21 protein-coding genes are annotated in these 24,521 nt (G+C 64.7%); 12 read left to right on the top strand and 9 right to left on the bottom strand.

Annotation, left to right across the window (positions count from 1 at the left end; all coding sequences use genetic code 11):
• Positions 1 to 22 precede the first annotated feature (22 nt).
• The 3 genes from HQ354_RS25500 to HQ354_RS06915 all read right to left on the bottom strand — a co-directional run bounded on the left by HQ354_RS25500 (position 23) and on the right by HQ354_RS06915 (position 2,896).
• Positions 23 to 202: an SPW repeat protein gene (locus HQ354_RS25500; protein ID WP_308115135.1), complete on the bottom strand. Its 180-nt coding sequence runs from the start codon at positions 200 to 202 to the stop codon at positions 23 to 25.
• Positions 203 to 463: 261 nt separating this feature from the next.
• Positions 464 to 2,206 carry a GAF domain-containing sensor histidine kinase gene (locus tag HQ354_RS06920; protein WP_167678206.1) on the bottom strand — a complete coding sequence of 581 codons (1,743 nt, stop codon included), beginning with the start codon at positions 2,204 to 2,206 and terminating at the stop codon, positions 464 to 466.
• Positions 2,207 to 2,266: 60 nt separating this feature from the next.
• The gene (locus HQ354_RS06915) at positions 2,267 to 2,896 is read right to left on the bottom strand and encodes a response regulator transcription factor (RefSeq protein ID WP_068423407.1); all 630 of its coding nucleotides are present in this window, start codon (positions 2,894 to 2,896) and stop codon (positions 2,267 to 2,269) included.
• A 188-nt stretch (positions 2,897 to 3,084) separates the two neighbouring features.
• Here HQ354_RS06915 and HQ354_RS06910 point away from each other — a divergent pair, with 188 nt between their 5' ends.
• Positions 3,085 to 4,089 (top strand): hypothetical protein, encoded by a 1,005-nt coding sequence (locus tag HQ354_RS06910; protein WP_308115134.1) that lies wholly within the window; start codon positions 3,085 to 3,087, stop codon positions 4,087 to 4,089.
• On the opposite strand, the gene HQ354_RS06905 is transcribed toward HQ354_RS06910, so the two are convergent.
• Entirely contained in the window at positions 4,086 to 4,991 is a 906-nt protein-coding gene (locus HQ354_RS06905; RefSeq protein ID WP_167678208.1) for a universal stress protein, read from the bottom strand. The genes HQ354_RS06910 and HQ354_RS06905 overlap by 4 nt on opposite strands.
• 161 nt (positions 4,992 to 5,152) lie before the next feature.
• Here HQ354_RS06905 and HQ354_RS06900 point away from each other — a divergent pair, with 161 nt between their 5' ends.
• Positions 5,153 to 6,526, top strand: coding sequence for a serine hydrolase (locus HQ354_RS06900; protein WP_068423411.1), 1,374 nt, complete (start codon positions 5,153 to 5,155; stop codon positions 6,524 to 6,526).
• Here the strand turns inward: HQ354_RS06900 and HQ354_RS06895 are convergent.
• Both HQ354_RS06895 and HQ354_RS06890 read right to left on the bottom strand, forming a co-directional pair.
• Positions 6,516 to 8,510, bottom strand: coding sequence for a hypothetical protein (locus HQ354_RS06895; RefSeq protein WP_068423413.1), 1,995 nt, complete (start codon positions 8,508 to 8,510; stop codon positions 6,516 to 6,518). The two genes, HQ354_RS06900 and HQ354_RS06895, sit on opposite strands and share 11 nt — an antisense overlap.
• Positions 8,511 to 8,551: 41 nt before the next feature.
• The gene (locus HQ354_RS06890; RefSeq protein ID WP_068423415.1) at positions 8,552 to 9,793 is read right to left on the bottom strand and encodes an acetyl-CoA carboxylase biotin carboxylase subunit family protein; all 1,242 of its coding nucleotides are present in this window, start codon (positions 9,791 to 9,793) and stop codon (positions 8,552 to 8,554) included.
• 93 nt (positions 9,794 to 9,886) lie between these two features.
• On the opposite strand from HQ354_RS06890, the gene HQ354_RS06885 reads away from it, so the two are divergent.
• The 4 genes from HQ354_RS06885 to HQ354_RS06870 all read left to right on the top strand — a co-directional run bounded on the left by HQ354_RS06885 (position 9,887) and on the right by HQ354_RS06870 (position 13,425).
• Complete coding sequence (locus HQ354_RS06885; RefSeq protein WP_167678210.1) at positions 9,887 to 10,348, top strand: NUDIX domain-containing protein; 462 nt, start codon at positions 9,887 to 9,889, stop codon at positions 10,346 to 10,348.
• Positions 10,349 to 10,478: 130 nt separating this feature from the next.
• Positions 10,479 to 11,678, top strand: a complete 1,200-nt coding sequence (locus tag HQ354_RS06880) for an acyl-CoA dehydrogenase family protein (protein WP_114330346.1) — start codon at positions 10,479 to 10,481, stop codon at positions 11,676 to 11,678.
• Positions 11,675 to 12,697 (top strand): phosphotransferase family protein, encoded by a 1,023-nt coding sequence (locus HQ354_RS06875; RefSeq protein WP_068423420.1) that lies wholly within the window; start codon positions 11,675 to 11,677, stop codon positions 12,695 to 12,697. Before HQ354_RS06880 ends, HQ354_RS06875 begins: the two co-directional genes overlap by 4 nt.
• On the top strand, positions 12,694 to 13,425 hold the full coding sequence (locus HQ354_RS06870; RefSeq protein ID WP_068423422.1) for an SDR family oxidoreductase: 732 nt from the start codon (positions 12,694 to 12,696) through the stop codon (positions 13,423 to 13,425). Before HQ354_RS06875 ends, HQ354_RS06870 begins: the two co-directional genes overlap by 4 nt.
• Positions 13,426 to 13,498: 73 nt before the next feature.
• Here HQ354_RS06870 and HQ354_RS06865 read toward each other — a convergent pair whose 3' ends face one another.
• Positions 13,499 to 14,371, bottom strand: a complete 873-nt coding sequence (locus tag HQ354_RS06865; RefSeq protein ID WP_068423424.1) for an LLM class F420-dependent oxidoreductase — start codon at positions 14,369 to 14,371, stop codon at positions 13,499 to 13,501.
• A gap of 240 nt (positions 14,372 to 14,611) precedes the next feature.
• Between HQ354_RS06865 and HQ354_RS06860 the strand changes: the two genes are divergently transcribed.
• From HQ354_RS06860 to lpdA, 5 genes are all read left to right on the top strand, one after another.
• Positions 14,612 to 15,553 carry an alpha/beta hydrolase family protein gene (locus tag HQ354_RS06860; RefSeq protein ID WP_068423426.1) on the top strand — a complete coding sequence of 314 codons (942 nt, stop codon included), beginning with the start codon at positions 14,612 to 14,614 and terminating at the stop codon, positions 15,551 to 15,553.
• Positions 15,554 to 15,772: 219 nt separating this feature from the next.
• Positions 15,773 to 16,876: a pyruvate dehydrogenase (acetyl-transferring) E1 component subunit alpha gene (gene pdhA / locus HQ354_RS06855; RefSeq protein WP_114330352.1), complete on the top strand. Its 1,104-nt coding sequence runs from the start codon at positions 15,773 to 15,775 to the stop codon at positions 16,874 to 16,876.
• Positions 16,873 to 17,877, top strand: coding sequence for an alpha-ketoacid dehydrogenase subunit beta (locus HQ354_RS06850; RefSeq protein WP_068423430.1), 1,005 nt, complete (start codon positions 16,873 to 16,875; stop codon positions 17,875 to 17,877). Before pdhA ends, HQ354_RS06850 begins: the two co-directional genes overlap by 4 nt.
• Positions 17,874 to 19,073: a dihydrolipoamide acetyltransferase family protein gene (locus tag HQ354_RS06845; RefSeq protein WP_167678212.1), complete on the top strand. Its 1,200-nt coding sequence runs from the start codon at positions 17,874 to 17,876 to the stop codon at positions 19,071 to 19,073. The genes HQ354_RS06850 and HQ354_RS06845 overlap by 4 nt, the downstream gene beginning before the upstream one ends.
• Positions 19,070 to 20,410, top strand: a complete 1,341-nt coding sequence (gene lpdA / locus HQ354_RS06840) for a dihydrolipoyl dehydrogenase (protein WP_167678214.1) — start codon at positions 19,070 to 19,072, stop codon at positions 20,408 to 20,410. The genes HQ354_RS06845 and lpdA overlap by 4 nt, the downstream gene beginning before the upstream one ends.
• A 66-nt stretch (positions 20,411 to 20,476) precedes the next feature.
• On the opposite strand, the gene HQ354_RS06835 is transcribed toward lpdA, so the two are convergent.
• Positions 20,477 to 21,844: an FAD-binding oxidoreductase gene (locus tag HQ354_RS06835; RefSeq protein ID WP_167678216.1), complete on the bottom strand. Its 1,368-nt coding sequence runs from the start codon at positions 21,842 to 21,844 to the stop codon at positions 20,477 to 20,479.
• Positions 21,845 to 21,942: 98 nt separating this feature from the next.
• Between HQ354_RS06835 and HQ354_RS06830 the strand changes: the two genes are divergently transcribed.
• The gene (locus HQ354_RS06830) at positions 21,943 to 23,712 is read left to right on the top strand and encodes a GAF domain-containing protein (protein WP_167678244.1); all 1,770 of its coding nucleotides are present in this window, start codon (positions 21,943 to 21,945) and stop codon (positions 23,710 to 23,712) included.
• Here the strand turns inward: HQ354_RS06830 and HQ354_RS06825 are convergent.
• Positions 23,698 to 24,507: an alpha/beta fold hydrolase gene (locus HQ354_RS06825; RefSeq protein WP_167678218.1), complete on the bottom strand. Its 810-nt coding sequence runs from the start codon at positions 24,505 to 24,507 to the stop codon at positions 23,698 to 23,700. The genes HQ354_RS06830 and HQ354_RS06825 overlap by 15 nt on opposite strands.
• Positions 24,508 to 24,521 lie beyond the last annotated feature (14 nt).

The following is a 24,521-nucleotide window of genomic DNA, read 5'->3' as shown; positions in this document are numbered from 1 at the left end:
GGCCGACGGGAAGCGACTCACCTCACGGTTCGTGACGACGCCGTGACTCGAACAAGCGGGTCATCCCCATCGCCGTCGTGATCGCACCGAGCACGAGGACGAGGGCACCGGCGACGACGTTGGACCAGATCATTCCGGGTGTCGTCGACACGTCCGAGATGACCCAGGGGGAGACGATGAGCCAGATCCCGAGTATCGGCACGACGAACGACAAAACCCGGACAGCATCAACAGGCCGTCGGTCACCTGTCCTGTCGGCCGTCCGAATGCTTCGTCGTAGTGATCGCGCAGCGCCGCGATATCGGGATGGTTGTGCATGGATAGATTCGCCGATGTCGACATGGATCTCATCTCCTCGAGGGGGTGGAGGGTCGATCGACGTGGGTCGGCCCACACGTGTATCACGTACCGTTCAAGCCAACTCCCACAACGAGATTCGGGCTAGGGTCGAAGGTCCCGCCGGTCAGGGGAGGGGCGCCCACCATCGCAACGTCGTTCCGCCCGACTCGCTCGCCGGACCGATCGTCATGTCACCGCCGCATTCCTCGGCGCGGCGTCGTAAATTCCTCAGTCCGCTCGCGGACACGCTGTCGGGAATGCCGCGCCCGTCGTCGGTCACGTCGATAGTCAAATCGTCGCCGACCGTGATGGTGACGACGATCGTCTTGGCGTTCGCGTGTCGGACGCAGTTGCTGATCGCCTCACGGAGGACAGCCAGTGCATTGGCGGCGAGAGACGCGCCCACGACCGACAACGGGCCGCTGACCCGTACCGTGGTTCGTAAGCCGGAGTCGTCGACCATCTCGTCGATTACCTCGTTGATCTGGCGTCGAAGTACGTCGGCGCCGTGATCGACCGATTGAAGATCGAAAATCGCAGACCTGATGTCCTGCACCGTGTCCTGCAGATCGTCGATCGTGGTGGCGAGGCGGCTCTTGATTTCCGGCGAGGATGCACGCTGCGCCGTGCTCTGCAACGAAAGGCCGGCGGCGAAAATGCGTTGGATGACGTGATCGTGCAGTTCTCTCGCAATTCGTTCGCGGTCCGAGAGGACGTCGAATTCTCGCAGGCGCCGTGCCGAGTCCGCGGCCTGGACTGTCAACGCGGCTTGATCACCGAATGCGGTGATCAACTCCAGTTGCATATCGGTGAAGGGCTCCGCGTCCTGCCTGCGTAACACCACCAGAACGCCTGTCACGCGATCACGTGCCCGAAGGGGAGATATGAGGGCGGGACCGTACTTCTCCGGAACGCCCGCGGTCACATCATACTCGAGCTGCTCGGTGCGAACGGGCCGTCCCGAACTGAAGGACGCCCCGGACGACGAGCCGTGAACGGGAATAACGGTACCCAACACGTCTTCGTCGAACGTCGGTGATCGCCCCGACGCGACACGCACGATCAGCTCTGTCGTGTCTTCCGGGGCGGCATCCGAATTCGCCGGCACGGCAATGAATGCCACATCTCCCGATGTCAGATCACACGCCTTGTTCGCCACGGACTGCAGTACGATGTCCGGGTCGGTGCCCTCGAGCAATTCGGTGGCTATGTCACGCGTCGCCTCGATCCAGGATTGCCGCGTGCGTGCTTCCTCGTACAGCCGCGCATTCTCGATTGCGGTTCCGGCTGCGGACGCCAGTGCCAGTAGCACGGACTCGTCGTCATCGGTGAATTCCTGTCCGTCGTGCTTCTCCGTCAGATACAAATTGCCGAAGATTTCGTCCCGAGTTCGAATGGGAACGCCGAGGAAGGTTCTCATGGGCGGATGGTGAGCTGGGAACCCGATGGAAGACGAATGTGCCGACAGATCGCGCAGACGAAGCGGCTTCGGATCGTCGATCAGCAGCCCGAGTACGCCACCGCCGGTGGGTAGAGGTCCGATCTCGGCCGCCGTTTTTTCGTCGATGCCGTCGAAGATGAAGGAACGAAGATCGTGATTCTCACCGCGAACTCCGAGTGCGCCATATTTCGCGTCGACCAATTCGATTGCCGACTTCACGATCGCACGCAACGTTGCATCGAGATCGAGGCTCGAGGAAATGGCCAGCATGGACCGAAGCATACCGTCGAACTGCTCGCGCGCCTGCGTGATCTTGCCGATGTGGTCACCGAGTTCGCCCAGAAGTTCATGTAGACGCATCTGCGAGAGCGTGTCTTGCAGATCTTGTGCAACCGCCCGCCTGTCGGCACCCCCTGTACCCGCCATTTCTTCAGTATGCGCGTGAAGAATGACGGGCGGAACGGGGTCGGAAACAATTCTGAAAGGTCAGTCGTACATTTTCGACGCGTAGACTGCTGCCTGCGTCCTTCTCTCCATTCCGAGTTTGGCAAGGAGTCGTGAAACATAATTCTTGACAGTTTTCTCCGCCAGGAACATACGCTCGGCAATTTGACGATTGGTCAAGCCTTCACCGAGCAGTCCCAGCAGAGTCCGTTCGCGGTCGGTCAGGTCTGCCAGCGGCCCCTGCTGCTCGTCGTTCGAACGCAGCTTTTCCATCAAGACTGCGGCGGCTCTGTTGTCGAGTAGCGACTTGCCCATTCCGACGTCCTTGATCGCCGACGTCAGGTCCATCCCTTTGATGTCCTTGACGATGTATCCCTTGGCGCCGGCGAGTATCGCGTCGAGCATCGCCTGGTCCTCGGTGAACGACGTCAACATCAGACAGTTCAGATCCGGCATCGTCGACATCAGCTCGCGGCACAGCTCGACGCCGTTGCCGTCGGGCAATTGAACGTCGAGTACGGCGACATCGGGGCGTAACGCAGGGATGCGGGCGAGGGCGTTACTCATCGAACCGGCCTCACCGGTGACGGTCAGCTCCGGGTCCGAATCGATGAGGTCGATGAGGCCACGACGAACGATCTCATGATCGTCGACGAGGAATACAGTGATCACGGCTGCTCCTGAAGATTCACCTGTGGAGGAAAGCATACTGACGTACTCGGCGGTGCACGCTGGAACAAGTCCCCGAAATCGATGACGATGGCCCCTGTCGAGGTGTGCGGGCCGCGTCGACAGTGGAGAAGTCGGCGGCGCCTCGTCGCGCCGACTCGGCTGTTCGTGTCGATTCAGGGAGGCCGCCAGTGAACGTCGGACCCGATGCGGCCGTGGTCGCGATGCTCGTCGAACTCGCGTGCCGCGCACCCTCGGTACACAACAGTCAGCCATGGACGTGGAAGTACTCGAACGGGTGCCTCGATCTCTACTCCGACCGAACCAGATTGTTGGACGTGATCGATCCCATGGGTCGGCAGATGCTGATCAGTTGCGGTGCGGCGCTGGATCATCTGCAGAAGGCCGCCGAAGCATCGAGGTGGACGACGGAGATCGAGACGTTCCCGACGCCCGGTGGTTCGCGTCATCTCGCGCGGATTCGCTTCGTGCCGGGCGCTCGACCTCGTTCGCACGAGTTCGACCTCTTGACGGCGATCAACCGGCGCTACACGGACCGTCGACCGTTCGGCGCGGTGCGTCGGGATCTGGTCGTCGGCGCGGAGATGCGTCGCGCAGCCGACGTCAACCAGACGATTCTGACCGCGTTGACCGACGGTGCGAGGCAGGTTCTCGAAGGGGCGTCCAAGACCAGCGCGAACACGAGGAAGTACGACGCGACGTATCAGGCCGAACTGAAGTGGTGGTCCGGTCACTCGTTCGATGTGGACGGTGTTCCGCCCCATGCGCTTTCGGACCGTGCGACGGCGACCGCCGTGCGGATGGGCCGCGACTTCCCGGTTCGCGACGGCGGTGACCAGGTCCCGCCCGAGGACGCGTCGACCGTCTTGTTGATGGCGACCAGGGGCGACGAACCCCTCGATTGGCTGCGGTGCGGACGAGCTCTGTCCGCGGTGCTTCTCGAGGCGACCGTGCGTGGATTCGCGACGTGCTCCCTCACGCATCTGACGGAACAATCCAGCAGTAGAGCGATCGTTGCGTCGCTCGCGCCGCACGGCGGAATTCCGCAGGTCCTCGTTCGCATCGGCACTCCTACGGCGGGAACACCTGCAATTCGTACGCCGCGACAGAAGGTGTCGTCGGTTCTGTCGATCGAGGGGCCCCGTCAGCGGGTGTCCCGTACGACTCACCGTTAGTGGGCGTGGTGCAGGGAGGCGACAGGGACGACGATCGTGGGCGCCGAAGAATGATGCAACACAGCGCGACTCGTGGATCCGGTGAAGACGGAGGCCATGGCGCCCCGGCTCGGTGAGCCGACGACGATCGATTGCGCGTGCCCCGATTCCTCGATGATGGCATGCGGCGCCTTGTCCGTGACGACGGCGGGCGATACCGGGACCGACGGGTAGCGTTCCGACCACGGCGCCGTGACCTCGGTGAGCCACGACTCCACCGGCGGACCGGGATCCAGGCGATATTCGGTGTCGGCACGCGCATGGACGACCCTCAGGCCGACGCCGCCGCGCGACGCCTGATCGAACGCGACCGCCAGGATCGCGTCGTTGTTCACCGAGATGTCCAGGCCCACCACCACGGGGAGGTTCGCCGAGTCGGGTTTCGTCTGCCGATACCCCTCCGGAACGCGAACGACAGGGCAGTGTGCATGTGCGGCAACGTGATCGCACACGGAACCGAGTACGCCGCGGGCGAGGCTGCCGGCACCCCTCGAGCTGGCCGCCTTCGACCCGACGACGACCATCCACGCGTCGCGCGCGTAGTCGGTCAGAACGTCCGCAGGACGTCCTGCGGCGAGGACTTTCTCGATCGAAAGCGACTCGCCTGCAACGCTCTCCGCGGCGATACGACTTCGTTCCAGAGTGGAACGTGCGCGGGATCGTGCGCTCGCCACACGGCCGCCGCGCAAGTTGATCGCATCGGAGAACGAAACTTCGATTCCCGGGTCGGCGTGTACCAACACCAGCGTGCCTGCACGCGACGCCGAGTCCGCTGCAGCCCACCGCACTGCACCGAGACTCGCCGGAGAATCGTCGACACCGACAACAGTCGCGTTCTCTTCCGCGGCGCTCCCGTGTGTCATGGATTCATCCTGAGGCCACGCTCGCCCGGCGCGATAGGGACTTCCGACCCACCGTTCGGGACGTTCCGCCCATCGAGCTTTTCCGAACCGACCATTTCCGCCCGAAATTTCATTATGATCGAGCCGCTCGGTACCGGCGTGAGATTCGGTAAGGGGAAGCCATGCGGGGTCGTTCGAAATGGATCGTGTCGGCAGTGTCGCTCGTCCTTGTCGCCGCGACGGGGTGCAGCTCGTCGTCGGAATCCGGTGACAGCGGCGGCAATTCGACGTCCGAATCCTCGACCACCGAGTCCTCGACGGCGGAAGCCGAGCCGTCCTACGTCGCACAAGTCCAGGCGACTATCGACAAGGCAATGACCGACAACGTCATCCCCGGCGCCGTCGTGACCATCGAGTCGCCGACGCAAGGAAATTGGACGGGCACCTTCGGAACACAGGTCATCGGTGAAGATCGCCCGATGACGGCCGACGAGTACTTCCGGTTCGGAAGCAACACCAAGACCATGACGTCGACGGTCATTCTTCAACTCGCGCAGGAGGGAAAACTCGCACTCGACGACCCCATTGCCAAGTACGTGGAGAACGTCCCGAACGGTGACCGCATCACCATCGCGCAGTTGTCCGAGATGCGTAGCGGACTGTACAGCTACAGTTTCGATCCCGCGTTCAACGCGACGCTCGACAACGATCCGCAGAAAGCGTGGACGCCGGAAGAGCTGCTCGCGATCGCGTACTCGCATCCGGTGAACTTCGAACCGGGTGCCGAGTTCGAATACAGCAACACCAATATCGTCCTTCTCGGTCTCGTCATCGAGAAGCTGACCGACATGACGGCTGCAGAAGCGTTGCAGCAGAGGGTCTTCGAACCACTCGGCATGAGTCACACGTCTCTTCCCGTCGCCACGGATTCGTCGATACCCGATCCGCACCCGCAGGGCTATTCGTTCGGCACCAACGTGTCCACGATCGACACGTTCGAGCTGCCCGAACCACAGCGAACGGAAGCTCTGGAGGGAACACTGAAACCGAACGACGAGACGGACATGAACCCGTCGTGGACCTGGACGGCGGGCGGCGCGATCTCCACGGTCGGCGACATGGTCACGTACACCAAGGCTCTCGTCGACGGCGGTCTGCTGAACGACGACATGCAGAAGACGAGGCTGGACAGCATTCAGCCCATCGAGCCGCAAGCCCCGGAAACCGCCGGATACGGATTGGGCATCGCGAGATTCGGCCCTGCGCTGCTCGGCCACGACGGACAGATTCCAGGTTTCATGACGGTCGCCGTCAACGACCCGAACTCGGATCTGACCATCGTCATCGCAACCAACCTCGCCACCGTCCCGACGGGGGAGGGGTCGGCTCTCGTGTTGCTGAAAGCGATCATCCCGACGTTCTACGGTGCGGGAGCAGGCACCGGCGGCAACCCGGCGAGCGTTCCCGAGCGCACGGACGAGCAGACGCCCTCGTCCAGCACCGAAGCGCCGAGCACGTCACCGTCGACCCCGGCAGCGCCGACGCCTACTCCGTGACCTCGTCGCCGATCGGCATGCGGCCCACGCCCCAGCTGCGTTCGATGTAGCCGACGACGGACTCGATGTCGGCTGCGGGAACACTGTCGGGCTCGCCGTTCTCGAGCGGATCGGTGTGGAAGATGTAGAGCCGAGAGGCGAACTGTTCGAACGGAAGTGAGCCTTCGCCGGGTCGCTCGCCGTTCCCGGCCGTTCCGACCACGACGCCGTCGCCCCAATCCTGGCCGCTGTCGTTGTTGGGATTGAAGAAGTAGACACGCATGACGGCGTCGGGATCGAGTGCGACGCGCAGGATCGTGATGGCATGCCAGCCGACGTAGCGCCCCGCGGTGTCGGTGACTGCGACACCGGCCGGCTGTGGGTGGATCAGGCGCTGCCCGCCGTTGTAGTCCAGGTGGTACGACGCGTAGAACCGGCGCAGGAAATCCTCGACGTCGATCAGATTGCCGGTCGCCACGTCCACGTCGATGTGGAAACCGCGCGCCGACCACCACCCGTGGAACTCGGGATTGATCCAACGATGAGGGTCGCCCGGTCGGTCCGCGCACCGTCGGCCCATCTCCGCATAGATCCGGTCCAGGTGAGGCACCAACAGTTGGGACACGGGGTCGAGGTCGACCGGTGACGTCGTCGCGACTCCGCTTTCACTGTCCTTGGACGAGAGCGGTCGGCCCTCGAAATGCATGACGATCTCGTCGTCGCGTGCAGCCCAGACGACCATCTGCAGCAGGTAGTCGGGGTCGTTGTACGCCCACATCGACAGGGCGCGTGCCGACTGGCACGTCGGATTGTCACCCTGACCGATGCCGAGCGGCTGGCCCAGCATCGACAGCAACCCGCCCAGCAGCCGTGACTCCGGCTCCGGCGTCGGGCCGAAGACGTCGACGAGACGCTGTCGAACGTCGGGCGCGAGTTTCAATGCCAGCTGACGCCACAGCGACGGGACGACCGGCGGCGCGTGGAGGATGCCGCGGTCGAGCATCAGTGCGATTCCGTAGAGGCATTGCGCAGTCTCGGGGTGGACGGCCTCGCCGACGAGTGCGTGGATCAGGTCCTGATATCGCTGCAGGCAGGTTCGACCGGTCTCCGAGACGCCGAGGGCCTCGGCGAGAAGATACGGATTGTGTTCGATCAGAAAGCGCGTCAGCGTCGCGTGGTATGGCGACACGAGACCCGTGTCGTGCATTGCTCGTGCGAATCCGCGCGCCTCGAATTCGAGGCCTTCGGTGTCCATCGCGCCCAGACGGGAGCGGTAGACGTCGACGCCCGGATCCTCGCGGCACGCCTCGGTCGGGCCGAACAGAGCCGAGATCAATCGGTCTAGTCCCTGGCCCGCTGCGTTCAGTTCGACGTCGGGATCCTCGCGGTACACCGCGATCCGAGTGACCATCGCCTTGACGTGATCGACCTGAATAGGCCTCTGACGCAACATGCGCCAGATCTCCTCGGTGAGCTCACCCAGCACACTCTCGTAGCCGATCTGGTCTGCCACGTACCCGAACAGGTCGCGAATCAGATGTGCGACGCGTCCGAGCCGGACTCGCTCTGCCTCGGACGGCGGCGAGAACAGCACATCGAGATTCATCGCAAGTATCTGCGACAGAAAGCGTTTCGCGTCCTCGGCCGTGATCGCAGGATGCTCGTAGTCGCCGGCGGCGATGGCGACCAAGCGAAGTTCGCTGGCCGCTTCCAGGACCACCGTGTCGACGACGCCACTGCGCAGACTCGGTCCGACGTATGCGGGAACCAGGATGTCGGGCTGCGCCCAGTCCGTTCCGAGGAACAGCCCGGCGTCCTCGAGTCCGGCGGCACGCTCGCGCACCGCGGCGCACCCACCCGGCTGCGTCAGGACCCGGTGCAGTGCGTCGAGGACCCGGCGCACCTTCGTGGCCTTGGAGAAATCGGGCGCGGCTGCCATCGCCTCGGTCGCGTGATCGAGTTGAGCGACGCGCGACAGCAATGCCTGGTCGACGGGGGGATCCATCGTCTGCGATGGACCTTGCTCGGCGTTCCCGAAATCCTGCCTCACACGTAGAAGTCCAGTTCTTCCTGATGTTTCAGTAGGTCACGCATCCGGTACGGGTCGTCGCCGAAGAAGTACAGCAGACCCCAGTGCGTGCCGAAGGCCGTCCGCTTGGTGACGGTCTCCTCGACCGGCGCCGACAGATCGTTCGTCTCGTAGTAGTCGTGTTCGGCTGTCTCCGTGGGGATTTCCAGCTGACTGACGACGCGTCTACGCGGATAGACACCGAAACATCCGGCATGACCCGTCGCGTCGACGACCTCTTTCGGGAAGAAGGCGTCGATCTCCTCCTCGGTGGTCTTCGGGTCGAACGCCAGCGCGAGGCCCTGGTAGGCGTTGAATCCGTACGCCCGCTCGAGGAGTTCGAAAACCTTGAAACCCGGTGGTCGATAGGCAACTTCACCGAAGTACATCTCGCCGTCGCTCGTGACGAAGTACTCGGGATGGATGAATCCGAACTCGATGTCGAATGTCTTGATGAGCTTTTCGATCTGAGCGGTGATCTGCGGCCGGTACTGCTCGAGCTCCGGTGTCGCAGGTACGAACACCGAGTAACCGAGCGTCACGTACTCGGAGATGTTGAGGAACTTGATCTTTCCGTCGTGGATCCACGCTTCCACCGCGAACTCCCACCCGTCGAGGTGGGATTCCATCAGCACCGGAAACTCCTCGTCCGGGATCGCGTCGACGTCGTCGGGCGTCCTGACGACGCGGTGCCCGAGGCACCCTGCCTTGTCGAATGCCTTCAAGTGAATGGGGTCGTTGGGGTCGCCGTCGAGTTTGAGCAGTGTCTGGTTGACCCGTCGGAGGAATCGAATGACGTCCTCGCGGTCGTGCGCTTCCTCGAAGATGCCGACGCGAATGCCGCCCAGCTGAGCGCGGCGCTTCATCAGCGACTTGTCGCGCAACAACATGGCCTGGCCGAACAATCGGGGATTGCCGAGGAGCACGGAGTTGATCGCACCGGCCCATTCGACGGTCTCCTCGTACAGCGGGATCGCGACGTCGACTCCCTTGTCCTGCAGCGTCTCGGCGATCTCCAGAGAACGGTCGTTGAGCCGCTCGAAGTTCCACGGAATGTACGGGATGTCGTGTTCGGTGCAGTATTCCTCGGCCCATTCTGGGGCGACGACGACGTATCGCCGGTCGAAGGCATCGAGCGCCTCGACCGCAGCAAGACTCCAGCCCAGTAGTGCGACGTAGCCCTTCTCCGGATTCTTCTCCAGGCGGGTGGGCTGCGGCATACGAGGTCCTTTCCATCGGCGAAATCGAGTCAGGTCAGTCCGACCCACCGTACATAGCGGTGCGCGTCGTGCCGAGAGCCCTATGCTGTGTCGATGCCGAGAACGAGCGCGGGACTGTTGCCGTTCCGGCGGCGTGGCGACGTCGTCGAGGTCCTGATAGCGCATCCCGGTGGGCCGTTCTGGGCACGCAAGGACGCCGGGGCGTGGTCGGTCGTCAAAGGTGAGTACACGGACGAGGAACCGCTGGTCGCAGCGAAGCGGGAGTTCGTCGAGGAAACCGGTCTCGCGGTGCCCGTCGGCGAGTTCGTGTTGTTGCCCGAGGTGCGGCAGCGGGGCGGAAAGGTGGTGACGGTCTTCGCGATCGAAGCGGACATCGACGTCACCGATGCGGCGAGCAACACCTTCGAGATGGAGTGGCCACCGAAGTCGGGGAAGATGCAGTCGTTTCCCGAGATCGACCGCATCGAGTGGTTCGCGCTCGCGGACGCACGAGTCAAGCTGCTCGCCGCGCAGACTGTCCTGCTCGACGTGCGCTTCCCACCCGTGCGCGGATAGTTGCAACCGGCTCAAACTATCCGCGCACGGGTGCGGAGCGCCTTGACGAGGCGCGCTCGACCGTGCGAACCTGAGCGCACAGTCCGACCGAGCGATCGCTCGGTGCGTAACGAGCCCGAGGAGCACATTCGTGTCCATCGATCTGACGTACTCGCCCGAAGTCCAGACATTGATCGACAAGACACGAACCTTCGTGCGCGGCGAAGTGCTGCCCATCGAGGACAAGTTCTTCGGAAACATCGCCGACGCAGGCGGCGACGAGCTGCGCGTCCAGATGCAGCAGGCAGCGAAGGACGCCGGCGTGTTCGCCCCGCACGCGCCCGTCGAGTACGGCGGCGCCGGGCTGAACATGAGCGATCGAGCACCGCTCTTCGAGGAGGGCGGGTACTCGCTGTTCGGTCCCGTCGCGCTGAACATCGGCGCCCCGGACGAGGGCAACGTCCACATGCTCGCGCACATCGCCTCGGCCGCACAGAAGGAGCAGTTCCTCGCACCGCTCGCGGCGGGTGACATGCGCTCGGCCTTCGCCATGACAGAGCCAGCCCCGGGTGCGGGATCGGACCCGTCCGCGCTCACGACCGCTGCAGTCAAGGTCGACGGCGGCTGGAAGATCGACGGCCACAAGTGGTTCATCACCGGTGCCGACGGCGCCGGCTTCTTCATCATCATGGCCCGGACCGCGGGCAAGCCCGGTGATCGCGGCGGTGCGACGATGTTCCTCGCGCCCGCGGACACCGAGGGCATCAAGGTCGGCCGCCATATCGGCACCCTCGACAAGGCCATGATCGGTGGCCATTGCGAGGTGTACTTCGACAACGTCTTCGTGCCGGACGAGAACGTTCTCGGCGCCGTCGACGAGGGGTTCGCCTACGCGCAGGTGCGTCTCGGCCCGGCGCGCATGACGCACGTGATGCGGTGGCTCGGTGCGTCGCGTCGAGCGCACGACATCGCCGTCGCGCACGTCGCGCAGCGCGAGGGGTTCGGATCCAAGCTCGGTGACCTCGGCATGATCCAGAAGATGGTGGCCGACAACGAGATCGACATCGCCGCCACGCGCGCACTGTTGGTCCAGGCGTGCTTCGCGCTCGACCAGGGCTCGCATGCGGGCAACGAGACGTCCATCGCGAAAACGTTCGCAGCAGAGGCGATCTTCCGCATCGTCGACCGCAGCATTCAGATGTGCGGTGGACTCGGCGTGTCCGACGACCTTCCGCTCGCGCGTCTGTCGCGCGAAGTGCGTCCGTTCCGCGTGTACGACGGCCCGTCCGAGGTTCATCGTTGGGCCATCGCCAAGCGCGTCGTCGGTGCCGCCAAGAAGGCTGCGCGATGACCGAGCTTCCCGGAATGGACGTTCCGGCCCTGACGAAGTTCCTGATCGACAACGGAATTCAGCTCGTCGGTGACCTGCAGGTCGAGTTGATCAGCGGTGGCCGATCGAACCTGACGTTCAAGGCGTTCGACGAGAAATCCGCGTGGGTCGTTCGTCGACCGCCGACGAGTGGTCTGACACCGTCGGCGCACGACATGGCCCGTGAGTGGTCCGTCATGAGTGGCCTGCAGACGACCGATGTGCCGGTTCCTGTCACCGTCGCGTTCGACCCCGAAGGCACGGCACTCGGTGCGCCGACGACCGTCGTCGAATTCGACCCGGGCCGCGTGATCCGAACGCGGGAGGACCTCGAAAGCCTGTCCGACGACGAGATCGCATCCAACACATCCGAACTCGTCCGTGTCCTCGCCTCGTTGCATCGCGTCGACTACGCGTCGGTCGGTCTCGGGAGCTTCGGCAAGCCCGACGGTTTCGTGGCCCGACAGGTCAAGACCTGGGCGCGCCAGTGGGAGCAGGTCAAGACCAGGGACCTTCCCGACGTCGAGAAGCTGCGGGACAAACTGCAGGCTGCAGTCCCGGAAAGTCGAGCCGCGTCGATCGTGCACGGTGATTACCGGGTCGACAACGTCATCCTCGAGGCCGGCGATCCGGGTTCGGTTGCGGCCGTTGTCGACTGGGAGCTGTCGACGCTGGGTGATCCGCTCACCGACGTCGCGCTGATGTGTGTGTATCGACAGCCGTTCTTCGACGCGTTGCTCGGCTCGGGCGCGGCGTGGACGAGCGACAGGTACCCGTCGGCAGATGCACTCGCCGAGATGTACAGCCGCGAAGCCGACGCCGCGTTGTCCGACTGGAACTTCTACATCGCGCTCGCCAACTTCAAGCTCGGTGTCATCGGTGAGGGCATCTCGCACCGCGCGCGGGCGGGGTCGGATGCAGGATCGGGTGCCGAGCGTGCAGCCGAGGCGACGCACGAGTTCATGGCCGCGGGCCTACGAGCGATGGAGGGTAAGCAATGAAAACCGCACTGGTGACGGGTGGTTCGCGCGGAATCGGTCTCGGAATCGCGACGCGTCTCGCCGAACTCGGGTACGGACTGACCATCTCTGCGCGCAACGAGGGCACTCTGGAAGCATCGGCGAAAAGCCTCGTTGCTGCGGGCGCACCCGATGTCGCCACCGTCGCAGTCGATCTCGCCGATCGCGATGCGGCCGACACGATCGTGGACGCGCACAAGTCGCGCTTCGGGTCGATGAACGCCCTCGTGTTGAACGCGGGCGTCGGAACGGCAGGTTCGATCGCCGACTACCCGATGCGCCGATTCGACAAGACACTCGACGTCAACTTCCGCGCCCCCTTCCAGATCCTGCAGACGTCGATGCCGCTTCTACGGCAAGTCGCGCAGGAGGACCGGGAGCGAGGCGCGAAAGTCGTTGCGCTGGCGTCGCTTGCGGGCGTCTACTCCGAAGCCGGGCTCGCGGTCTACGGTGCGACGAAGGCGGCCATGCTGTCGCTCGTCGACACCCTCAACGCCGAGGAGAGTGGCAACGGCATCACTGGAACTGCCATCGCACCCGGATACGTCGACACCGACATGAGCGACTGGACCAAGGACAAGATCCCGGCCGAGTCCATGATTCGCGTCGGCGACATCGTGGAACTGGCCACCAGTGTGCTGAACCTGTCCTCGCGCGCAGTGGTACCGCGCATCGTCGTCACGAGGGCAGGGGCTGGGTTGGGGGCCTAGGACTTCCGGCATCGATGGCCCGTGGCAGCTGTCCATCGGCTGCCGAGGACCACCGATGCTGCCGGAGAATCCTCTACCACTCCGCAATCGCAGGCACGACGCGCTTGCCGAGGATCTCGAGCGGCGTGATGGTCGAAACCTGCGGCACCCACCCGTGCACATGGGTGATGCCGAGCTTCGCGAGTCCCTCCAGCTGGCCGAGCAGCTCGTCGACCTTCTCGCCGTCGGCACCCGGGTCGAGGGGGAACATGACGGTCTTCTCGATGGCGTCGTAGTCGGTGCCGACGGCGTCGCAGTGCCCCTTCAGGACCTCGAGCTTGTGCGCGACCTCGGGACCGCCGAACAGGTTGCACGCCTGGGCGTACTGCGCGACGAGCCGAAGTGTCTTCTTCTCGCCGCCGCCACCGATCAGGATCGGTGGGTGCGGACGACGCAGCGGCCGCGGCACGTTCATCGTGCGGCCGAGTGTGTAGTGCTTGCCTTCGAACGGGCCGTCGTCGTCGCTCCACATCTGCAGGCAGATCCGCAGCGTCTCCTCGAGTCGCTCGAACCGTTCGGCCGTCGGCGGGAAGTGGAGGCCGAGGCCGACGCTCTCGTCCTCGTTCCACGCCGCGCCTATGCCCAGGTAGGCCCGACCCTTCGACAGGACGTCGAGAGTCGTGACGGCTTTGGCGAGCAGGCCGGGCTCGCGGTAGACGGTTGCGGTGACCCAGGCCAGCAGATCGACCTTCGTGGTGACGGCCGCGAGGTATCCGAGGGTGGTGTACGCCTCCAGCATGTCGGTATCGATCGGTCCCACGGGCTCGATCTGCCAGAGATGGTCCATGACGCTGATCTTTGCGAACCCCACGTCCTCGGCGGTGGTGGCGATGCGGGACAGGTCGTCGGCAAGTGCGGGCGGGCCACCCGGAAAGGTGAAATCGGCGATGTGCAGTCCAAGTTCCATACCTTCACGGTAAGGGCGCTGCGCCCGCGTATTCAGGGATCGGCAGTACTACCTTGAATCGTCGACGACGTGCATCCTCGGGGCGCGAGAAACCGTCGAAGAAGCCCGTTCCCGACGCCGTATCCCACGAACGAGTCGGTTTCTCGGCGCGAGTCGCAGCGTGACTGCGCCCGCGTGCACATCCTGTGTAACACTCCCGTCAGCGCGGTCGACGGAACCGCCCTTCCTGGTGGGGGATTCATGCTCTGGTGGCGACGCGTCGTGGCCGTGTGCGGTGCCGTACTCGTGGTGACCGCCATGTCGGTGGGTGTCTCCGGGGCCCAGCAGGAGAGCAGGGTGTCGACGCTGTCGGTGTATTCGCCCAGCATGGGCCGGGACATCGCCGTCCAAGTATTGACGCCTGCCGTCGACCGAGGCCCTCGGCCCACGTTGTACATGCTGAGCGGTGTGGGTGAGGAGGATCCGTCGAACAGTATGTGGCTTCGAAAAGGCGGTGCCGCGGAGTTCTTCCGCGACAAGAATGTCACCGTCGTCCTACCGCTCGCGGGCCCAGGCAGTTTCTACGCCGACTGGCAGCGTGACGACCCGACACTCGGACGAAACAGGTGGGAGACGTTCCTGACGCAGGAGTTGCCTCCCGTGATAGACGCCCGGTTCGACGGCAACGGACGCAACGCAATCGCCGGTCTGTCGATGGGCGCGCAGTCGGCGATGATGCTGGCGTCGCAAAACCCCCAGCTCTACTCCGCTGTCGCTGCCTACAGCGGGTGTTTCGAGTCCGCCGACATCGTCGGTCAGGGGCACATGCGGGCGATCGTGTCCGCGTTCGGAGGCAATGCCGACAACATGTTCGGTGGGCCACTCGACCCGGCTTGGGCTCAGCACGACGTGCTCGCTCGGGCCGAGAATCTGCGCGGCACAGCGATCTACGTGTCCGTCGGGTCGGGAGCGCCCGGTGTCCACGAGCGTTTCGAGACGGCCGCCGACTGGGACATCGTGCTCGTCGGGGGCGCTATCGAGGTGGGCGCGAATCACTGCACGCGCAACCTGCAGAGCCGGCTCGGGCAGCTTTCGATCCCGGCGACCTTCGACTTCGAGGACACCGGCACACACTCGTGGGCGTACTGGGTCGATCAGCTGCCGAAGAGTTGGCCGACGCTGTCCGCCGGACTGGGGTTGTGACGAGCCCGTAGTCGTAACGACTGCGTGCAGCGATGCGCGACCTCCATTGCGTCCACGTCGCGATGGAGAGGCCCTCCGGAAATGAATCATCGAGCGCAGAATCGACACTGATCGACGCCCTGGACCGTGCACGCTGCTCAGTCGACGATGCATCTATTGCGCGCCGTGTTCGAAACTGATTGTGTTCCAGGTAACAGTGCAACCTGTACGGAGGCCGACATGGATACTGCATTCTCTCGAAACGACAACGACGAACTCATCCAGGTCATCACCCCCGACGGTCAGCGCGCCGAGCCGACGGAGTACAGCGAACTGGTCGCCGACATCACGGTCGACAAGCTGCAGGATCTCTACGAAGACCTGGTCGTCGTGCGGCGCATCGACGCCGAGGCAACCGCGCTCCAGCGCCAGGGCGAGCTGGGCCTGTGGGCACCGCTCCTCGGACAGGAGGCGGCGCAGGTGGGCTCCGCTCGTGCGCTGCACCGTGACGACTTCGTGTTCGCCAGTTACCGCGAGCATGGCGTCGCCTACTGCCGGGGCGTCGACCCGACGGAGATGCTGCGATTCTGGCGTGGATCGACGCAATCCGGCTGGAACCCGTACGAGTACAACATGACAACGCCTGCGATCATCGTCGGAGCGCAAGCGCTGCACGCGACGGGGTACGGCCTCGGAATGAAGTTCGACGGGGCCGAAGGCGCTGCCATCACCTACTTCGGCGACGGCGCGACGAGCCAGGGTGACATTTCCGAAGGCCTTGGATTCGCAGCGAGTTTCGCGGCTCCTGTCGTGTTCTTCTGCCAGAACAACCAGTGGGCGATCTCCGAGCCGGTGACGGTGCAGACGCACGGGTCGATCGCCGAAAGAGGCCGCGGCTTCGGCATTCCCGCGCTCCGCGTCGACGGCAACGACGTGCTCGCGGTACTCGCGGCGACGAGAACGGCGTTGTCACGGGCGCGGGAGGGGAGCGGTCCGACGTTGATCGAGGCCGTGACGTACCGGATGGGCCCGCACACGACGTCCGACGACCCTTCGCGCTATCGTCCCGCAGCCTTGGACGAGGAGTGGAAGCAGAAGGACCCGATCGATCGAATCGAGAGGCTGCTGGGGCGTGAGGGTGCCATGAACGACGCCTTCCGTGCTCGGGTGAAGGAGCGCGCCGACGCCACCGCCGCCGAACTACGACGCGGATGCCTCGGGACCGTCGAGCCGGGCCCGATGGCGTTGTTCGACAACGTCTATGCCGGCCCCCACCCGCTGATCGACGAGGAGCGCGAACGATACGCCGCGTACCTCGCCGGATTCGAAGGAGTTCAGTCATGACCGCAACGCTCGCTCCTCCCACGGCGCTGCCGCTCGGTAAAGCGCTCAACGCGGCCTTGCGCCGTGCCCTCGAGGACGACCCCAAGGTCGTCCTACTCGGAGAGGACATCGGTAAGCTCGGCGGTGTCTTCAGGATCACCGACGGGCTGCAGAAGGACTTCGGCCCCAACCGCGTCATCGACACACCACTCGCCGAGTCCGGAATCATGGGCACTGCAGTCGGTCTCGCGTTCCGTGGCTACCGACCGGTCGTCGAGATCCAGTTCGACGGTTTCATCTATCCGGCGTTCGACCAGATCGTGTCCCAGGTGGCCAAGCTGCATTACCGGACGGGTGGCAACGTGAAGATGCCTCTGACCATCCGGGTGCCCTACGGCGGCGGAATCGGTGCCGTCGAGCATCATTCGGAGTCACCCGAGGGATACTTCGCGCAGACCGCGGGCTTGCGCGTCGTCAGCTGCAGCAATGCCGCCGACGCCAATGTCATGCTGCGGCAGGCCATCGCGTCGGACGACCCGGTGCTGTTCTTCGAGCCGAAGCGCCGCTACTGGCAGAAGGGCGAGGTCGACGTCACCGCATCCCTCGACGGGGCATACCCGCTGCACAAGGCTCGTGTTGTCCGTGAGGGTCGCGATGCCACGATCGTCGCCTACGGGCCTCTGGTCGCGACGGCCGTGCAAGCCGCGGAAGTTGCAGCAGGGGAGGGGCGTTCGCTCGAAGTGATCGACCTTCGGTCACTGTCACCCCTGGACATGGACACGGTTGCGGCATCGGTACGCAAGACCGGGCGACTCGTCGTCACGCACGAAGCGGCGACCTTCATGGGCATCGGCGCCGAAATCGCTGCGCGAGTACAGGAACAGTGCTTCTACAGCCTCGAAGCACCGGTTCAGCGAGTCGGCGGTTTCGCGGTCCCGTACCCGGCGGCGAAGCTGGAGGAGTTCTTCCTCCCCGATGTGGACCGAATTCTCGACGCAGTGGACAGGAGCTTCCCGGTATGACGAAGAGCTTTCTGCTCCCGGATCTCGGCGAGGGACTCACCGAGGCCGAACTGATCACGTGGCTCGTCCAGGTCGGCGATACGGTCGAGCTCAACCAGGTGATCGCCGAGGTCGAGACGGCCAAGGCGTCCGTGGAACTTCCGTCGCCCTTCGCAGGCACGGTCCTCGCACTGCATGCCGAGGAAGGTTCGACCGTCGAGGTCGGAAGCACGATCATCGACATCGACACAGGCGAGGACGCAGTGACCGAGGAGCGAACACCGGTTCTCGTCGGCTACGGCGTCGCAGGCGAAGGAAAAAGCCGTCGTGGCGGTAGGAAAGCGGCAGCAGCACCCGCGCCGGGAGACAGGCCGCTGGCGTCGCCACCTGCTCGCTTCGTGGCACGGCAGGAAGGCGTCGACCTGGCGGATGTGCCTGCGACGGGTACACACGGTGAGGTGACGCGCGACGACATCGCGGCGTATCTGACGCGTCCGAAACCTGTCGAGGCGACGACGGACGAGACCCGCGCCCCGATCAAGGGGGTGCGCAAGCACACGGCGGCAGCGATGGTGTCGAGCGCGTTCACTGCTCCGCACGTCACCGAGTTCGTCACCGTCGACGTGACTCCGACGGTCGAGTTGGTCGAGAAGTTGCGCGCCAACAAGCACTTTCAGGACGTTCGCCTGACACCCTTGGCGCTGGTCGCCAAGGCGTTGCTGGTGGCGCTGCGCTCCAACCCGAGTCTGAACTCCGAGTGGGACGAGGCGAACCAGGAGATCGTCACGAAGAAGTACGTCAATCTCGGTATCGCGGCCGCGACTCCCCGAGGGCTCATGGTGCCGAACATCAAGGGCGCGCACGCGCTCGGGCTGAAGGATCTCGCTGTGGCACTGAACGGCCTGACGACCACGGCCAAGGAGGGCAAGACCGGACCCGAAGATCTCGCCGACGGCACCATCACCATCACCAATGTCGGTGTCTTCGGGGTCGATTCGGGAACGCCGATCCTCAACCCTGGCGAGGCAGCGATCCTCTGTTTCGGCGCAATCCGTCGTCAGCCCTGGGAATTCGAGGGTGACATCGCGTTGCGATCCGTGACGACCTTGAGTCTGTCGTTCGACCACCGACTCGTCGACGGTGAGCAGGGATCACGGTTCCTGGCCGACATCGCAGCGATTCTCGCCGATCCGATGAACCTGGTGGCTCTGGCATGAGCGACGTCGTCATCCTCGGTGGCGGTTCGGGTGGGTACGCGTGCGCGTTTCGTGCGGCACAACTCGGCCTGTCCGTCACGCTGATCGAGAAGGACAAGGTCGGCGGGACGTGCCTGCATCGCGGGTGCATTCCGACGAAGGCGCTCCTGCACGCGGCGGAAGTGGCGGACACGGCACGCGAGAGTGCTGCTGTGGGCGTCAGGAGTTCCTTCGAGGGCATCGACATGGCCGGCGTTCACGCCTACAAGGACGGCGTCGTCGCGAAGTTGTACAAGGGTTTGCAGGGTCTTGTCTCGGCGCACCAGGTCGAGATGATCAGCGGGACAGGACGATACGTCGGAGACCGCACCGTCGAGGTGGATGGGCGTCGGATCACCGGCAAGTCCGTCGTGTTGGCAACCGGGTCGCATTCGAAGGTGTTGCCGGGCATCGACCTCGGCCCCCGAGTGCTCACCAGTGATCAGGCGCTGACGCTCGACCGTGTTCCGACCCGGGCGATCGTCCTCGGCGGTGGTGTGATCGGCGTCGAATTCGCCAGTGTATGGGCGTCGTTCGGCGCAGACGTGACCATCGTCGAAGCGCTACCGAGGTTGATTGCAGGAGAGGACGAGTGGTCGTCCAAGCAGCTGACCCGCGGTCTGCGTAAGCGGGGCATCACGACCAGGACGTCGTCGCCGTTCTCCGGCGTGAAGGAGACGGACGACGGGGTGACCGTCACCTTGGAGTCGGGTGAAACCCTCGATGCCGATGTGTTGCTCGTGGCCGTCGGGCGCGGCCCCAACACAGGCGATCTCGGGGATGTGGCGTTGTCGGCGGGGTTCGTCGAGGTCGATGCGACGCTCGCCACTTCCGCGGAGGGCGTCTATGCCGTGGGAGACATCGTGCGTGGTCCGCAGTTGGCGCACCGGGGTTTCCAACACGGGATCTTCGTCGCCGAGCAGATTGCCGGGCTGAATCCGAAAGCAGTGCCGGACTCCGGGATTCCCCGTGTCACGTACTCGAATCCGGAAGTCGCGTCCGTCGGGCTGACCGAAGCCCAGGCCGTCGAGCAATTCGGGACCGTCGACACTGCGGTCTACGACCTTGCGGGCAACGGGAAGAGCCAGATCCTCGGGGCCTCGGGCGGCGTCAAGCTCGTGCGTGCCGGGGGCGCTGTGGTCGGGATCCACATGGTCGGGGCGCGGGTCGGTGAGCTGATCGGCGAGGCGCAGCTCGTCGTGAACTGGGGTGCGTACCCGGAGGAGGTCGCGCACCTGATCCGCGCGCACCCGACGCAGTCCGAGGCGTTCGGGGAAGCGCACCTCGCGCTCGCCGGGAAGCCGTTGCATTCCCACTAGGCGCCACGCACGTGCGTGGAAATGTATAGCCCGCTATACATTCCCACGCACGTGCGGCGAAGCCGCCTAGAAGACCTTGCCGGGGTTGAGGATTCCGCGCGGATCGAGAGCGTGCTTGACGGCCCGGTGCATGTCGAGGACCACCGGATTCAATTCCTGCACGAGGCCGTCCATCTTGAGCAATCCGACGCCGTGCTCGCCGGTGACCGTTCCGCCCAATTCGAGTGCCGCATCGATGATCTCCGCGAACGCAGCCTGGGCACGGGTGCGCGCGTCGGGGTCGTCGTGCGGAGTGATCAGGAGCGGGTGCAGATTGCCGTCGCCGGCGTGCGCGATGTTGGCGATCGTGGTCTCGTGCCGGATTCCGATCTGTTCGATCCGTGACAGCATCTCCGGCACATGCTTCTTGGGTACGCACACGTCCTCGGTCAGTACCGGTCCGAGCCGTTCCATCGCGGGGTACGCGAGTCGGCGTGCCGCGAACAATGCGTCGGCTTCCTCCTGATCGGTCGACACCGCGGACCAGGTGGCACCCGCTTCGTCGAAGCAGGACAGCATCTTCTCCGCTTCCTGGTCACCGATCACGCCCGGGGTATCGATACGTCCGAGCAACACGACGTTCGCCTCCACCGACAGCCCCATGTTCTTCCATGCGTCCACTGCGATGAGGCATTGCTTGTCGATCAGTTCCAATGCCGACGGCGTCAGGCCTGCCGCAGCAACGGCGGCCACCGCGCGTCCTGCGTCGACGATCGAGTCGAAGTAGCCTGCAATCGTCCGCTGCGGGTCCTGCAATGGCCTGAGCTTGACCGTCACCTCCGTGATGATGCCCAATGTGCCTTCGGATCCGACCATCAAGCCCGCAAGATCGTACCCTGCAACACCTTTCGCGGTCTTGCGTCCGAGCCGGACCAGTTCGCCTGTGCCGGTGACGATCTGCATCCCCATGACGTAGTCGCGCGTCACACCGTATTTCACGCAGCACAACCCGCCGGCATTGGTCGCGACGTTGCCGCCGATGGTCGACCACGGTGCGCTCGCGGGATCCGGCGGGTACCAGAGGTCGTGCTCGGCGCATGCGGCCCGTAAGTGGTCGTTGACGACACCCGGTTCGACGACGGCATAGCGCTCGAGCCGGTCGATCTCCTTGATCGCGTCCATGCCGTCGAGAGCGAGTACGACGCATCCCTCCGTGGCATTGGCGCCGCCCGACAGTCCCGTCCCGGCCCCACGGGTGACGACGGCCGCGTCGTGCGCCAAACAGGCCTTCACCACCAGTTGCACGTCCTCGGCAGTACGGGGTCGTACTACTGCCGCGGGTGCCGCGTAGGGCGCCCATTCGGCCTCGTCGTGCTGGTACGACGCGATCACATCGGGGTCGAGTACGACGCGATCGGAGGGGAGGACTTGGAGCAGATCTTCGACGAGCGGCATGTATACGACCCTAACTGTGAGCTGAATCTCCGCCAATGTAGGTTTCGTCTATCCGAGTCGACTACCGATGGACGGTGGAACCAGTGACCTCCAAGTGGATGCACCTGCTGCTCGACGACGCGTCGGCCGATGATCTCGACGCATACCGGCGTCGGCTCGTGCAGGAATCCGGTTCGGAACTGTCGGCCGCGATCGAGCAGGACGCGCACGCTGCGCTGCGGCTGCGGACCCTGCTCGATCAGCGGTGGCAGCGCACCATCGAGCTGTCGGCTCTCAACGACATCGCAGTGCGGCTGCCCACCGTGCGTGACGATCGGCTCCTGTTGCAGGAGGTGGTGGATCAGGCTCGACGGCTTCTCGGAGTGGATCTGGCCTACATGGGCTCGGTGTACGACCAGACGTTCGTCATCGAGGTCACCAGTGGCGCTCTGACCCCGAGTCTTCTCGGCATCGAACTGTCGCTCGACGAGGGATTGGTGGGTCTGATCGTGCGAGGGCGGGCGCCGTCGTGGACTCCCGACTATCAGAGCGAACCTGCATTCCGGCACATCACCGGCGCGGACAGTGCGGCGCAGGCCGAGAACATGCGTGGATTGCTCGGCGTGCCCCTGCGCGTCGGTGACCACGTCATCGGCGCGTTGTTCGCATGCAAGAGGCAGGAGCGTGCCTTCACCGACACCGAGATCGCTTTGCTGTCGGCATTGGCGGCGCATGCGGCCATGGCGATCACGAATGTTCGGGCCTTGGAGCGTGCCGAGTCGCTGAACGCCGAATTGTCCTCACGCACAGCGGAACTGGAACAGACGTTGCAGTGGGATCGGACGCTCACTCAGGTCGTGCTCGCCGGGGGCGGCGTGCAGAGGCTGGTGCACGAGGTCGCGTCGCTGTCCGGGAAACCGACGTACTTCGTCGCCGACATCGGGTCCGTGCCCGACGGCTTGAGCGCGGTCCGTGACGACGTGACGGCCGTCTTCGAGTCCGACTCCGACCATGTCACGACGGACGCTGTGACGGGCCACCGCGTGGCGGCGGCGGGGGCATTCCTCGGCGTTCTGATCTCGGTGGGCGTCGGCGACGACGAGACGCGGTTGCTGCTCGAACGCGCCTCGCCGGCAATCGCACTGTCGCTGGCCGCGGAGCGGGCTGCGGGGGAGGCGGCTCGTCGGGCGCAGGACGCCTTTCTCGTCGACCTGCTGACCCACCCGGCGCAATCCGCGGACGGGGAACGGCGGCAGCTGCGGCTCGCCGGGCTGGCATTCGAGAAGTCGTACTGCATCGCGGTCGTCGAAGACGCTGCCCGTGCATCCGTTCGGAACATCGGCTTTCCGGCCGGAACAGTTGTGGCGGAGCATGGTTCGCAGGTGCTGGTGGCCGTTCCCGCTACGGACTCGACCGTGGTGTGTCAGGCGTTCGGTGTGAATGCCACCGTCGGGGTGTCCGAACCCGTGCGCGGTGTGGATGCTCTCGCCGCGGCCTATGTCCAGGCTCAGCAGACTGTGCACGTGCTGAAGACCCTGGGCCGCGACGGCGAGGTCTCGTCGGCGCGCGGGCTCGGGATCTATCGAATACTGCTGAGCCACATGGCACGTGAGCACCTCGACGAGCTGACCGAGGCGCAGCTCGGGCCGCTGCTGGTCGAGCAGAACAAACGTGGCGTTCCGTTGGTCGACACGTTGTCGACGTATCTCGCTCTCGGACGGCATCATGCGGCGACGGCTGCGCGACTCGGTGTCCACGTCAACACTCTGTACCAGCGGCTCGATGCCGTCGACCGTCTCATCGGCACCGAATGGCGCGACCCGGACAAGGCCCTCGATCTGCAGGTGTTGATGCGGCTGCGGCGCAGCGCCGATCTACTCGGTAAGTGAGAGGAAGTCGAGCATCGCCGCGTTGAACTCCCTGGGGCGGTCCATGTTCGCGGCATGCCCGCATTTCTCGAGGACTACCGAGCGGCCGCGAGGATTACCTGCGACGGCATCGGCTGCGTGCGTGAACGGCCAGTACTGGCTGTCCCGCCCCGCGACCATCAGAACCGGAACGTCGACGCCGGCAACGACTTTCCGCCAGTCTGCAATCGCATGGTCGTGCAACAGAGCTTTCATCGCAGGAGTGTCCGGTGACGCCATCTTCGGCAGGCCTCCGAGCTTGGCGACGAGCTTCGTCGCCGCGACCAGCGACTTCCGCTTGGGCAATCCCTGACCCGTGTCGGGAACACCGTTCGCGAAGAACGTCTCCTTGTTCGCCTCGGTGAGTCCGTAGAAGCCGTTCGTCCACTCGGCGTCGTTGATCATCTTCGGGGTCTGGTCCACGGACACGACTGCTTTCACCCGCGCGGTCCCGAACTGCGAGACGTACGACCAGACGGTGCTGGCGCCCATCGATCCGCCGCACAGGACGGCGTCGTCGACATCGAGGGCCGCCAGGAAGTCCGCGACGTCCTGCCCGTGGCGGGCCATCGTCGCACCGAAGTCCGGGGCCTCGGAGTCGCCGTGTCCGCGCCGATCCAGCGACAGCACTCGGTAGCCGGCGTCGACGAAGACCTGCTGCTGCAGTGCCCAGCTCGTGGCCGGGGCGCAGAAACCGGCGATCAGCACGATGACCGGTCCGCTGCCCTGATCGATGTAGCTGAGCGTGACGTCGTCGCTGGTGGTGACTGTCGGCATGTGCGCTCCTCGGG

The sequence above is a fragment of the Rhodococcus sp. BP-261 genome, from assembly GCF_019835205.1.
Taxonomy (GTDB): Bacteria; Actinomycetota; Actinomycetes; order Mycobacteriales; family Mycobacteriaceae; genus Rhodococcoides; species Rhodococcoides kyotonensis_B.
The sequence above is the reverse complement of the archived record's forward strand: the minus strand, read 5'-3'. Positions and strand labels throughout refer to the sequence as shown.

What these genes read in the sequence shown, in the direction of transcription:
- HQ354_RS06885 (WP_167678210.1), top strand. Translation starts at nt 9,887, where the DNA reads ATGCCGAGAACGAGCGCGGGACTGTTGCCGTTCCGGCGGCGTGGCGAC.
- HQ354_RS06905 (WP_167678208.1), bottom strand. Translation starts at nt 4,991, where the DNA reads ATGACACACGGGAGCGCCGCGGAAGAGAACGCGACTGTTGTCGGTGTC.
- HQ354_RS06920 (WP_167678206.1), bottom strand. Translation starts at nt 2,206, where the DNA reads ATGGCGGGTACAGGGGGTGCCGACAGGCGGGCGGTTGCACAAGATCTG.
- HQ354_RS06895 (WP_068423413.1), bottom strand. Translation starts at nt 8,510, where the DNA reads ATGGATCCCCCCGTCGACCAGGCATTGCTGTCGCGCGTCGCTCAACTC.
- HQ354_RS06845 (WP_167678212.1), top strand. Translation starts at nt 17,874, where the DNA reads ATGACGAAGAGCTTTCTGCTCCCGGATCTCGGCGAGGGACTCACCGAG.
- HQ354_RS06870 (WP_068423422.1), top strand. Translation starts at nt 12,694, where the DNA reads ATGAAAACCGCACTGGTGACGGGTGGTTCGCGCGGAATCGGTCTCGGA.
- HQ354_RS06830 (WP_167678244.1), top strand. Translation starts at nt 21,943, where the DNA reads ATGCACCTGCTGCTCGACGACGCGTCGGCCGATGATCTCGACGCATAC.
- pdhA (WP_114330352.1), top strand. Translation starts at nt 15,773, where the DNA reads ATGGATACTGCATTCTCTCGAAACGACAACGACGAACTCATCCAGGTC.
- HQ354_RS06825 (WP_167678218.1), bottom strand. Translation starts at nt 24,507, where the DNA reads ATGCCGACAGTCACCACCAGCGACGACGTCACGCTCAGCTACATCGAT.
- HQ354_RS06890 (WP_068423415.1), bottom strand. Translation starts at nt 9,793, where the DNA reads ATGCCGCAGCCCACCCGCCTGGAGAAGAATCCGGAGAAGGGCTACGTC.
- lpdA (WP_167678214.1), top strand. Translation starts at nt 19,070, where the DNA reads ATGAGCGACGTCGTCATCCTCGGTGGCGGTTCGGGTGGGTACGCGTGC.
- HQ354_RS06860 (WP_068423426.1), top strand. Translation starts at nt 14,612, where the DNA reads ATGCTCTGGTGGCGACGCGTCGTGGCCGTGTGCGGTGCCGTACTCGTG.
- HQ354_RS06835 (WP_167678216.1), bottom strand. Translation starts at nt 21,844, where the DNA reads ATGCCGCTCGTCGAAGATCTGCTCCAAGTCCTCCCCTCCGATCGCGTC.
- HQ354_RS06875 (WP_068423420.1), top strand. Translation starts at nt 11,675, where the DNA reads ATGACCGAGCTTCCCGGAATGGACGTTCCGGCCCTGACGAAGTTCCTG.
- HQ354_RS06850 (WP_068423430.1), top strand. Translation starts at nt 16,873, where the DNA reads ATGACCGCAACGCTCGCTCCTCCCACGGCGCTGCCGCTCGGTAAAGCG.
- HQ354_RS06865 (WP_068423424.1), bottom strand. Translation starts at nt 14,371, where the DNA reads ATGGAACTTGGACTGCACATCGCCGATTTCACCTTTCCGGGTGGCCCG.
- HQ354_RS06900 (WP_068423411.1), top strand. Translation starts at nt 5,153, where the DNA reads ATGCGGGGTCGTTCGAAATGGATCGTGTCGGCAGTGTCGCTCGTCCTT.